General features: G+C 72.5%; 12 protein-coding genes and 1 pseudogene. 11 read left to right on the top strand and 2 right to left on the bottom strand.

What is annotated here, in order from left to right; genetic code table 11:
* The first annotated feature begins 26 nt into the window (after nucleotides 1-26).
* The 11 genes and pseudogenes from Asi02nite_RS01650 (at nucleotide 27) to Asi02nite_RS01600 (ending at nucleotide 10,582) form a co-directional block, all read left to right on the top strand.
* Nucleotides 27-479 carry a VOC family protein gene (locus Asi02nite_RS01650; RefSeq protein WP_203710479.1) on the top strand — a complete coding sequence of 151 codons (453 nt, stop codon included), beginning with the start codon at nucleotides 27-29 and terminating at the stop codon, nucleotides 477-479.
* A 436-nt stretch (nucleotides 480-915) separates the two neighbouring features.
* Nucleotides 916-2,325 carry an ATP-binding protein gene (locus Asi02nite_RS01645; RefSeq protein WP_239126402.1) on the top strand — a complete coding sequence of 470 codons (1,410 nt, stop codon included), beginning with the start codon at nucleotides 916-918 and terminating at the stop codon, nucleotides 2,323-2,325.
* Between the two features lie 58 nt (nucleotides 2,326-2,383).
* Nucleotides 2,384-3,154: a dimethylargininase gene (gene ddaH, locus Asi02nite_RS01640; RefSeq protein ID WP_203710288.1), complete on the top strand. Its 771-nt coding sequence runs from the start codon at nucleotides 2,384-2,386 to the stop codon at nucleotides 3,152-3,154.
* An 18-nt stretch (nucleotides 3,155-3,172) separates the two neighbouring features.
* Nucleotides 3,173-5,242, top strand: a pseudogene (locus tag Asi02nite_RS01635) (MDR family MFS transporter); the annotation flags it as partial.
* Nucleotides 5,243-5,293: 51 nt separating this feature from the next.
* The gene (locus tag Asi02nite_RS01630) at nucleotides 5,294-6,196 is read left to right on the top strand and encodes an NAD(P)-dependent oxidoreductase (RefSeq protein ID WP_203710286.1); all 903 of its coding nucleotides are present in this window, start codon (nucleotides 5,294-5,296) and stop codon (nucleotides 6,194-6,196) included.
* A 10-nt stretch (nucleotides 6,197-6,206) separates the two neighbouring features.
* Nucleotides 6,207-6,638: a VOC family protein gene (locus Asi02nite_RS01625; RefSeq protein ID WP_239126400.1), complete on the top strand. Its 432-nt coding sequence runs from the start codon at nucleotides 6,207-6,209 to the stop codon at nucleotides 6,636-6,638.
* Nucleotides 6,639-6,679: 41 nt separating this feature from the next.
* Nucleotides 6,680-7,486: a dioxygenase family protein gene (locus tag Asi02nite_RS01620; protein ID WP_203710284.1), complete on the top strand. Its 807-nt coding sequence runs from the start codon at nucleotides 6,680-6,682 to the stop codon at nucleotides 7,484-7,486.
* A gap of 92 nt (nucleotides 7,487-7,578) precedes the next feature.
* Nucleotides 7,579-7,929: a YciI family protein gene (locus Asi02nite_RS01615; RefSeq protein WP_203710282.1), complete on the top strand. Its 351-nt coding sequence runs from the start codon at nucleotides 7,579-7,581 to the stop codon at nucleotides 7,927-7,929.
* A 5-nt stretch (nucleotides 7,930-7,934) separates the two neighbouring features.
* A complete protein-coding gene (locus tag Asi02nite_RS01610) occupies nucleotides 7,935-9,191 on the top strand; it encodes an RNA polymerase sigma factor (RefSeq protein WP_203710280.1) in 1,257 nt (418 codons plus the stop codon).
* Nucleotides 9,184-9,588 carry a tRNA (N6-threonylcarbamoyladenosine(37)-N6)-methyltransferase TrmO gene (gene tsaA, locus Asi02nite_RS01605; protein WP_203710278.1) on the top strand — a complete coding sequence of 135 codons (405 nt, stop codon included), beginning with the start codon at nucleotides 9,184-9,186 and terminating at the stop codon, nucleotides 9,586-9,588. The genes Asi02nite_RS01610 and tsaA overlap by 8 nt, the downstream gene beginning before the upstream one ends.
* 34 nt (nucleotides 9,589-9,622) lie before the next feature.
* On the top strand, nucleotides 9,623-10,582 hold the full coding sequence (locus Asi02nite_RS01600; protein WP_203710277.1) for a zinc-binding dehydrogenase: 960 nt from the start codon (nucleotides 9,623-9,625) through the stop codon (nucleotides 10,580-10,582).
* Between the two features lie 35 nt (nucleotides 10,583-10,617).
* Here the strand turns inward: Asi02nite_RS01600 and Asi02nite_RS01595 are convergent, their stop codons facing one another.
* Together Asi02nite_RS01595 and Asi02nite_RS42235 are read right to left on the bottom strand one after the other, a co-directional pair.
* Complete coding sequence (locus Asi02nite_RS01595) at nucleotides 10,618-10,902, bottom strand: hypothetical protein (protein WP_203710275.1); 285 nt, start codon at nucleotides 10,900-10,902, stop codon at nucleotides 10,618-10,620.
* Nucleotides 10,899-11,021: a hypothetical protein gene (locus Asi02nite_RS42235; protein WP_275410245.1), complete on the bottom strand. Its 123-nt coding sequence runs from the start codon at nucleotides 11,019-11,021 to the stop codon at nucleotides 10,899-10,901. The genes Asi02nite_RS01595 and Asi02nite_RS42235 overlap by 4 nt, the downstream gene beginning before the upstream one ends.
* Between the last annotated feature and the right edge of the window lie 15 nt (nucleotides 11,022-11,036).

The raw sequence follows: 11,036 nt of genomic DNA, 5'->3' as shown, positions 1-11,036 counted from the left end.
TCGTACGTGTGGTCGAAGATGGCCGCATGACGACGAGCTTTCAGATCACGATCGACTGCGCGTCCCCGACCTCGCAGGCGGCCTTCTGGGCGACGGCGCTGGGCTACGACCTGGCGCCGCCGCCGTCGGGCTTCGCGTCGTGGCACGCGTGGTATCGCAGCGTCGGCGTGCCCGAAGCCGAGCTGGCCGGCGCGCCTGATCTACCGGATCGGCTGGTCGACCCGGCGGGTGTGGGGCCGAGGTTCTGGTTCCAGCAGGTTCCGGAGGGGAAGACCGTCAAGAACCGCCTGCATCTCGACCTGGATGTGAGCGGCGGGCGTTCGCGGCCGCTGGCCGAACGGCGGGCGGCGGTGGAGGCGGAGGTCGCCCGACTATGCGCGGCCGGGGCTAGCGTCTTCCGGGTTCTTGACGACCCGGGGAACGATTACTTCGCGGTGACGATGCAGGATCCGGAGGGCAACGAGTTCTGCGTGTCCTGAGGCCCGCGAAGGGCTCTCACACGGCGTTTTCCGTGCGAACGCGCGGCCTGGCACCCGCCAGCTCCTGCGGACGCGCGGCGTCGCACCCGCCGGGCCCCGGGCGGGCATGTGCCCCACGGAAAGCGGACGAACATGACGATAGCGGTGCTTAGCGGCGTCTCGGGGAGCGAACAGGGCGTGCCGGGCGGTGGGGTGGGTGTTCGGGCGCGATCGGTGGCCGGGGTGGGCGGGGCGTGTCAGTCTTAGCTTGCGGGTCGACCCGGTTTCTGACGGGGGTGGATCAATGTCGGACGGAGCCTCTAACGGGCCGCGGCGCGGCACCGAGACCGTTGAGGTGCTCGGTGCGCGCTTGGTGATCAACGATGGTCCAGCGATCATTGTGGCGGCGCGGGAAGATCGGGTGCGGTTGTTGGGTGGTGGTTATTTTCCGCCGCCTGTGCAGGACGTCCGCTACTGGCTGGACACCGCCACCGTCGACGGCGCGCTGACCCATCAGATGTCGGCCGACGTGAGCGTCAAGGGTGGGCCGACCGCCCGCACGATGTTCGACGCCGCCATGCTCGGGGCCGCGGCGCCGCTCGGGGCGATGCTCGCCAAGCGGTTCGGCAATGACGGGCCGGTGGCGAGCAAGATCGCGCAAGGCGCCGAGGTGATCGCGACCGTGCCGAGCCGGTTGGTGCGCACGATCTGGCCGCCGGACGACTACGGCGAGAAGGTCGACCCGTTGGCCGCCGCGAACGCGGCCGGGCTCAAGGCGACGATCACCTATGCGGGGCCACCGGCGTCCGGCAACTCCAACCCGTTCTCGTCCGACGGGCCGCTGCGCGGCGGGCCGCGTACCGTCTCGATCCGGGCCGCCGTCCCCAGCACCGAGATGACCACCGACCTGCTCCGCGAGATGACGCTGCTGGTGTTGCGCGTCGTCGGCGAGTTCGTGGGCGGTGAAGCGCCGCTGCGCGGGCGCACCTACGTGATCGGCCGCCGCGAGAGCCAGCCGCCGCCGGACGCGGCGCAGCCGTCGGCCGCCTCGCCGGGGCCGACCCGCACCGAGAACGTCACCCTCGACCACGTCGGCGGCCTGACCGCGATCGTCGGCCAGTTCCGCGAGATCGCCGTCAGCTTCCGGCACCCCGACATCATGGCCCGCTGGGGCGCGCGGCGGCCGCAGGGCATCCTGCTCTACGGCCCGCCCGGCACCGGCAAGACCATGCTCGCCAGGGCGCTGGCCAACGAGATCGGGGCGACGTTCCGCGAGATCCGTACGCCCGAGATCCTCGACAAGTGGCTCGGCGGCTCCGAGCGCAACATCAAGACGATCTTCCAGGAGGCCCGCCGCTACCGGCACCCGACGGTGATGCTCTTCGACGAGTTCGACAGCATCATCAGCTACGCCGGCGCGGGCGGCGACGCGGCGAGCCAGGCCGTCAACGCCGTGGCCGGCATCTTCAAGCAGGAGATGAACACCCTGATCGAAGAGAACGAGAACGTGATCGTGGTGGCGACGACCAACTTCCCACACCGGGTCGACGACTCCCTGATCCGCTCGGGCCGCTTCGACATCAAGCTGTCGATCCCGCTACCCGACGAGACCGGCCGCGCCGAGATCTTCAAGATGAAGATCCGGGACCTGGCGGAACGCCACGAGTACGCGGGTTTCACCATGTTCGCCAAGGACGTCGACCCGGCCGCCCTGGCCGCGGCCAGCCACGGCTTCAGCGGCGCGGATATCGGCGAGGTGCTCCGCCGCGCCCAACTGGCCAAGGCGATGCAGGAGGCCCGCGGCGGCAAGGGCGAGCCCATCACCCAGTCCGACCTGATGACCATCACCACCTCCCTGCGCCGCTAACGCCCGTGAGGCGGCGGTGGCGTTGCGTCGCTGGCCGCGGCAGCCAAGAATCGGGCGCATGATCACCGGTACCGCGCTCGTTCGGGCGCCCAGTCCACGGCTTGCCGACGGGATCGTCACGCACATCGAACGCTCGCCCATCGACGTCGGGCTGGCCCGGCGGCAGCGTGACGCCTACCGCGCCGCGCTCGCCGACGCGGGCTGGTCCGTCGTCGACGTCGCGCCCGCCGATGACTGCCCCGACAGCGTGTTCGTCGAGGACACGCTCGTCGTCTGTGGTGGGCTCGCCGTGGTCACCCGGCCCGGCGCGCCCGAACGGCGGCCGGAGGTCCAAGGCGCGCGGGCCGCCGCCGAAGCCCTGCTGCTCGACGTCGTCGAGATCCAAGCGCCCGGCACCCTCGACGGGGGTGACGTGCTCCAGGTTGGCGACCACGTCTACGTCGGCGTCGGCGGGAGAACCAACGAGGCCGGCTTCGCCCAACTCCGCGACCACCTCGCCACCCGTGGCCGGACCACCACCCCCGTCACCCTCCACGGTGTCCTGCACCTCAAGTCCGCCGTCACCGCCCTGCCCGACGGCACCCTCGTCGCCCTGCCCGGCCTCGTCGACATCCGCGCCCTGCCCCCGCTCCTTCCCGTCGAGGAGGAAGCCGGCTGCCACGTCGTGCCGCTCGGGGACGAGCGGGTGTTGATCGCCGCCTCCGCCCCGCGGACCGCCGACCTCATCCATCGGCTCGGGTTCGCGCCGGTCGTCGTGGACATCAGCGAGTACGAGAAACTCGAAGGTTGCGTAACCTGCCTCAACGTGCTCATTCCGCCCATAGGCTGAAGGCCCAACGGGCGTACGGGGGTGCGCGTGGCGATCACGGCGGCTGCAGAAAGCCCGGGCGACGACGTGCGCCGGCCCGAGTTGTCACGGCGCCAGATCAACGTCATCTACGGCACCGTCGCGCTCGGGTTGTTGCTTGCCGCCATGGATCAGACCGTGGTCGCGACCGCCCTGCCCACGATCGTCGGTGAGCTCGGTGGCGCCGATCATCTGTCCTGGGTCGTGACCGCCTATCTGCTCACGCAGACCGTCGCCGCGGCGCTGGCCGGGAAGTTCGGTGACCAGTTCGGGCGCAAGCGGATCTTCCAGGTCAGCGCCCTGGTCTTCATCCTCGGCTCGCTGCTCTGCGGTGCCGCGCAGAGCCTGATCTGGCTCGTCACCTCGCGCGCCGTCCAGGGCATCGGCGCCGGCGGCCTGCTCGTCACCGCGACCGCCCTGATCGGTGACGTGATCCCGCTCCGCGACCGTGGCCGCTACCAGGGCGGGCTCGGCGCCGTGTTCGGCCTGGCCACCGTCGTCGGCCCGCTGATCGGCGGCCTGTTCACCGACAGCGGCCTCGGCTGGCGCTGGGTGTTCTACATCAACGTGCCGCTCGCGGTGCTGGTCATCCTGGTCGCCGCCCGGACCATCCCGGCGATCACCAGCAACCGCCGGCCGATCATCGACTACGCCGGCATCGTGCTCATCGGCACCGGCGCCGCGGGCCTCACGCTGGCGACGAGTTGGGGCGGCACCGAGTACCCCTGGAACTCCCCCGTCATCATCGGGCTGTTCGCCGTGTCGGTCGTCCTGCTCGTGGCGTTCGGCTTCAACGAGCGCCGGGCACAGGAGCCCGTGCTGCCGATCCGGCTGTTCCAGTCGCGCGTCTTCGTCGTCTCGTCCGCGCTCAGCTTCGTCGTCGGCTTCACCTTGATCGGCGCGCTCACCTTCCTGCCCACGTACCTGCAATGGGTCCAGGGTGTGTCCGCGACGGTCTCGGGCGTACGCACGCTGCCCCTCGTGATCGGGCTGCTCGTGACCGCGGTCCTGGCCGGCACCACCGTCAGCCGCACCGGCCGCTACAAGGCCTTCCCGATCGCCGGCGGCCTGGTCATGGCCCTCGGCCTGTTCCTGCTCTCGCGGGCCGGCACCGGCACGTCGGTGCTGCTCACGTCCGTCTACATGTTCGTCTTCGGCGTGGGCATCGGCCTGTCGATGCAGATCCTGATCATCATCGTCCAGAACACGGTGGCGTACCGCGACCTCGGCGTCGCCACCTCCGGCGTCACCTTCCTGCGCACCCTGGGCAGCTCGTTCGGCGCGGCCGTGTTCGGCACGATCTTCGCCAACCAGCTCAACCACCATCTGACCGACGCACTCCGCCAGACCGGGGTGATCCCACCCAATGTGCTCGGCGTGCCGAGCGCGGTGCACAACCTGCCACCGAACCAGTCCGGACCGATCATCGAGGCGTACGCGCAGTCGGTGCACAGCCTTTTCCTCTACGCCGTCCCGGTGCCGCTGATCGCCTTCGCGCTCGCCTGGTTCCTCAAGGAGGTGCCGCTGCGCGACATGGCCCGCAAAGCCGCACCCGACCTGGGCGAGGGCTTCGGCATGCCGGACGCGCAGAGCTCCGACGGCGAGCTCGAGCGGGCGATCTCCCGGGTGTTCCGCAGCGAGGGCCCGACCGCGGCGCCGGCGGTGCTGGCCGCCTCGGGCACCGGCCTGGGCGCCGCCGACGCCTGGTGCCTGGCCCAGATCCACCTGCGCACCCGGTACGCGGGCCCCATCGACCTCGACGGCATCGGCCGCGCCTACCGCCTCCCGGGCCCGGTGCTGCGCCCGGCGTTCGCCCAGGCCGCCTTCCGCGGGCTGGTGGCCATCGACGACAACGAGTGCCTGAGCCTGACCGGCCGGGGCGAGGAGTACTACGGCCGGCTCGCCGAGGCCTGGAAGGCCTGGCTGCTGACCAAACTGCCGGAACGCGACGGCCAGCGCCCGACCCGGGCCGACCTGGACGCAGCCCTCAGCCGCATCGCCACCCGCCTGGTCGACACGGAGAGCAACCAGCCGCCGGAAGCGGTCGCGGTCGGCCCACCCCCGCGCTGAGCCCGACGCGAACGAGAAACACCTGGCCACGCGCGGTGGGAGGATGGGGGGATGACGGACACGACGCGGGTGGCGGTGATCGGCAGCGGGCACATGGGCGGCGCGATGGTGGGGCGGTTGCGCACGTTCGGCTATCCGGTGACCGTGTGGAACCGCACCCGGGAGACCGCCGAGGACGTGGCCGCGCGGACCGGCGCGACCGTCGCCGGGACGCCGCGGGAGGCCACCGGGACCTCCGACGTCGTGCTCGTCTCGCTCTCCAACGACGCCGCGGACCTGGGCGCGCACGAGGGGCGCGACGGGATCGTGGCCGGGCTCCGGCGCGGCACCATCGTCGTCGACACCAGCACCATCGACCCGCACACCACGCTGCGGCTCGCCGAGATGGTGCGCGGCGCCGGCGGCGTACACGTCGACTCCCCCGTCTCCGGCAGCGTCTCCGCCGTCGAAGCCGGCACGCTGACCGTGTTGGCCGCGGGCGACGCCGACGACATCGAGCAGGCCAGGCCGATCCTCGACAAGCTGGGCAGCAAGGTCTTCCACATCGGACCGACCGGGACCGGCGCCACGATGAAGGTCGCGATCAACACCCTGCTCATCGCGATCAACCAGGGCCTTTCGGAGGCGTACGTGCTGGCACAGGCGGCCGGCATCAACCCCGCCCTGGCGTACGACGTGTTCGAGGCGGGTGCGACGGGCGCACCGTTCCTGAAGTACAAGCGGGCCGTCTTCGAGCACCCCGACGACACGCCCGTCGCGTTCTCGCTCGACCTCGTCGCGAAGGACGCCGACCTGGTGCTGGCGCTGGCCGAGCGCGTGGGCGTCCCGATGCCGCAGGCCCTGGCCAACAAGGCCGCGGTGGCCGCCGCGCTCGACGACGGCTACGCCGACAAGGACATCAGCACGATGGCCAAGCACCTCCGCGAGCTACGCACGAGGTCGAGCCGCGGCTAGGTTAACCGCCATGCGGGTCAATCAGATGCGACTGGTGGTCGAGGTCGAGGACTACGACGCGGCCGTGGCGTTCTTCCGGGACGCGCTCGGGCTCACCGAGGAGGCGGCGTTCAGTGGTGGCGGTGACGAGCGGGTGATGATCCTCGAGGCCGGCCGGGCCACGCTGGAACTGGCCAACCCGGCGCATCACCGCTACATCGACGAGGTCGAGGTCGGGCGGCCCGTGGCGCCAAGATTCCGGATCGCGTTCGAGGTCGACGACACCGCCGCGGGCACGGCCGCGCTCGTCGACGCGGGCGCAGCCGAGGTGGCACCGCCGACGGAGACGCCGTGGCGGTCGCTGAACTCCCGGCTCGACGCCCCCGGCGACCTGCACGTCACCCTCTTCCAGGAGTTGGACCCACAGCCACCCCACAGCCCGCCGAAAGCGGCGCCGCAGTAATCCGACGAACTCTAGGGGCCACCACACCAAGGAGGCCGCCGATGCACCAGCACGACCAGGGACTCTCGCTCGACCTGCCCACGCTGCTCAGCCGGCGGCGACTGCTCGGCCTGCTCGGCGGCGTGGGCGCGGCCACCGTCGCGGGCTGCTCGGCACCGGCCGGTGAAACGACGACGGGACCCCGCAGCGGCCCGCCCCCGGCCGCGCGGAGCACCGCCGCCGACGGTGAGATCCCCGAGGAGACCGCCGGGCCGTACCCCGGTGACGGTTCCAACGGCGTCAACGTCCTCACCGAGAGCGGCATCGTGCGCAGCGACCTCACCCGCAGCTTCGGCACTGGATCGGCCGTCGCGACGGGTGTGCCGCTGACGATCGCCCTCACGGTGCTCGACGTCGCCAACGGCGACGGCCGGCCGCTAGCTGGCGCCGCCGTCTACCTCTGGCACTGCGACCAGCAGGGCCGTTACTCGCTGTATTCGCAGGGCGTCGAGCAGGAGAACTACCTCCGCGGCGTCCAGGTCGCCGACGCGGCCGGCAAGCTGACCTTCACCAGCATTTACCCCGCCGCGTACGACGGCCGCTGGCCGCACATCCACTTCGAGGTCTACGCCACGCTCGACAAGGCGACCACGGCCAGTGACAAGCTGCGCACCAGCCAAATCGCCCTGCCGGCCGACCCGAGCACCAAGGTCTACGCCACCGCCGGCTACGAGCAGAGCGTGCGCAACATGCGCGACACCACGCTCGAATCCGACATGGTGTTCAGCGACGGTTACTCCCTGCAGTTGGGCACCGTCACCGGCGAGGTGGAAGACGGCCTGACCGTCACTCTCGCGATACCGGTCTAGAAATTTCGGCCCGCGATGTCGATTGCGGCCGACCCGCTCGTCATCAGGATGAGAGGTGGTCACCGACCACCGCATGCCATAGGGAGAAACCCATGCGCTACCTGTTGCTGATCTACAGCGAGGAAAACCGCGGCACGCCCGACCCGGCCGAGGACGAGAAGGTGATGAACGAGTACTGGGCCTACTCCGACGCGATCCAGAAGGCGGGCGTCGTCCAGGGGAGCGACGCGCTGCAGGAGTCGTCGACCGCCACGACCGTGCGGGTGCGCGACGGGCAGCGGATGGTCACCGACGGCCCGTTCGCCGAGACCCGCGAGGTGCTCGGCGGCTACTACCTGATCGACGTGCCCGACCTGGACGCCGCGATCGAGTGGGCCGAGCGCTGCCCCGGCGCGACCCGCGGCTCCATCGAGGTCCGCCCCATCATGGAGTTCGGCGACTGAGCACCATGCCCATGGGTACGGACAGCGTCGAAGCCGTCTTCCGCGAGGAGTGGGGCCGGCTGCTCGCGGCGCTCGTCCGTACCCTGGGCGATCTCGACCTGGCAGAGGAGGTCGCGGCCGACGCGGTCGCGACCGCCGTGGCGCGCTGGCCCACGGACGGCGTGCCCGACCGCCCGGGCGCGTGGCTGCTCACGGTCGCCCGGCACCGCGCCGTCGACAAGCTGCGGCGCGACAAGGTCTTCGCCGCGAAGCTGGCCCTGCTCCAGGTCGAGGCCGACCGTCGCGACAACGCCCCGCCGGTCGATCCGGTGTGGAGCGACGACGCGCCCGACGAACGGCTGCGGCTGTTCTTCACCTGCTGCCACCCGGCGCTCGGCCTCGACGCCCAACTCGCGCTCACCCTGACCTGCCTGGCCGGCCTGACCACGCCCGAGGCCGCGCGGGCGTTCCTCGTGCCGCCCGCGACGATGGCGCAGCGCGTGGTCCGGGCCAAACGCAAGATCCGCGACGCGCGGATCCCGTTCCGGGTGCCGGCGGCGGCCGAGTTACCCGACCGGCTCCCGGCGGTGCTGCGGGTGATCTACCTGATCTTCACCGAGGGGTACGCGGCGACCGGCGGCCCGACCCTCGTCCGCGGCGACCTGGTCGACGAGGCGGTGCGGCTGGCCCGGATCCTGCACCGGCTGCTGCCCGGCGAGCGGGAGGTGGCCGGCCTGCTCGCGCTGATGCTGCTGGTCGACGCCCGCCGGCCGGCCCGGGTCGACCCCGCCGGCCGCCTGGTGCTGCTCGACGACCAGGACCGTTCGCTGTGGACGCTCGACAAGATCACCGAGGGTCGGCGGCTGGTGGTCGACGCGCTGACCGGCGGGCCGCCCGGCCCGTACGCGCTGCAGGCCGCCATCGCCGCCGTCCACGACGACGCCGCGTCCGTCTCCACCACCGACTGGCCCCAGGTCGTCGCGCTCTACGACGTGCTCCGCGCGGTGGCGCCCTCGCCGCTGGTCGAGCTCAACCGGGCGGTCGCGGTGGCCATGGTGGATGGTCCCGAGGCCGGGCTCGCGCTGCTCGACGCGCTCGCCGCCGACCGGCATCTCGCCGGCTACCACCTGCTGCCCGCGGCCCGCGCCGACCTGCTGCGCCGGCTGGGCCGCACCGGCGAGGCGGCCGACGCGTACGAGTCGGCGCTCGCGCTCGTCGGCAACGAACCCGAGCGGGACTACCTGGCCCGGCGCCTCGAATCGCTACGATCGGCGGATGATTGAGATCTCCCCGGTCGGGGTCGTCTCCTCACCGCTGACCGACGCCGCGGCCGCGCCGAAACAGGGCGACGAGGGCGGGCCCGACGCCTGGCTGGAGTTCGACCCGGCGGTCGCCGCCGCGCTCGCCGACCTCGCGCCCGGCCAGGAGATCCTGCTGCTCACCTGGTTCGACCGGGCGGCCCGGGACGTGCTCGCGGTGCACCCGCGCGGCGACGCCACCCGCCCCCGCACGGGCGTGTTCAGCACGCGCTCGCCGGACCGGCCCAACCCGATCGGCCTGCACCGGGTCACCGTGCTCGAGGTCGACGGCGTCCGGGTCAAGGTCGACAACCTGGAAGCCCTCGACGGTACGCCGATCGTCGACGTCAAGCCGGTCCTCGGCGGTGTCGCCGAACGTTGACCTCAACCTCGGTTGAGGTGTGATCCTTCGGCGTATGCGAGTCGTGTGGTTGACGCGGTACGGCGACCCGTCGGTGCTCGAGCCCGGCACGGCGCCCGATCCGCTGCCCGGGCCGGGCCAGGTCGTGGTGGACGTGGCCTACGCCAACATCACGTTCGTCGAGACGATGTTCCGGGCGACGGGCTTCGGGCCGTACACGGGCGATCTCCCGATGGTGCCCGGCAACGGTGTCGGCGGCGTGGTCGGCGCGGTCGGCCCCGGCGTCGACCCGGCGCTGGTCGGCACCCGGGTGGTGACGTCGACCGGCGGTTCCGGCGCGTACGCGTCCCGGGTCGCCGTCGACGCCGCGGGCCTCGTACCCGTGCCCGCCGATCTCGCCCTGGACACCGCGGTGGCGCTGCTCGCCGACGGCCGGACCGCGCTGCTGCTGCTCCGCGCGGCCGCGCCCAGGCCCGGCGAGCGGGTGCTGGTCGAAGCGGCCGCGGGCGGCGTCGGCACGCTGCTGGTGCAGCTCGCGAAGGCGGCGGGCGCGACCGTGCTCGGCGCGGCCGGCGGCGGCAAGCTGGGGCTGGTCGCCGACCTGGGTGCCGACCGGGCGGTCGACTACACCGCGCCCGGGTGGGCGGACGGCCTCGGGCCCGTCGACGTGGTCTTCGACGGGGTCGGCGGCGCGGTGGCACGGGCGGCGTTCGGGCTGCTCGACCGGGGTGGGCGGATGCTCAGCTACGGGTTGTCGAGCGGCGCGTGGTCCGACGTGACCGACGCGGAGGCCGCGGCGCGCGGGGTGACGCTGCTGCGCGGCGCGACCGGCACGCCGGCGGAGTTGCGGGCGCTGACGGGTGAGGCGCTGCGGCTCGCGGCCGCGGGCGGGCTGCGGCCGGTGATCGGCCAGCGCTTCCCGCTGGAGCGCGCCGCCGACGCCCACGCGGCGATCGAGGCGCGCGCCACGCGGGGCAAGACGCTGCTGGTGGTCGACCAGGCTCTGTCCGGCTGATCAGGGCTGACCGGGCGCGGACGAGCCGCACCCGGTCACGCGAGGAGGCTCAGCCACTCGGCGAAGGTCGGTCCGCGCAGGACCGCGTCCGGGCCCGGTAGCTGGTCCGGGCCGTTCATCGCCCGCCCCGTCCGGTCCGGCAGCCGGACCGGGACCGAGGTGCGGCGCCGGCCGCGGTGCCGGAGCAGCCGGCGGGTCAGGTCCGGCAGGCGTTCCACGCGCGGGCCGCCGACGTCGGGCACCCGGCCGCGCGGGCCGCCGTCGACCACCTCGGCGAGCGCCGCACCGACCTCCGCGGCCGCGACCGGCTGGGTGATCATCTGGGGTACGAGCGCGACGGCGCCGCGGCCTTGGACATCGTGGTGATGTTGGCGACGTCGACGACGCAGTCCACTCGGCGGGTGGGGTGGAACCGGCCGGTGCCCGGGCGGCTCGTCACCAGCGGAGGTGGCGA

The sequence above is a fragment of the Asanoa siamensis genome, from assembly GCF_016862555.1.
Taxonomy (GTDB): Bacteria; Actinomycetota; Actinomycetes; order Mycobacteriales; family Micromonosporaceae; genus Asanoa; species Asanoa siamensis.
This window is presented reverse-complemented; position numbering and strand designations above follow the sequence as displayed.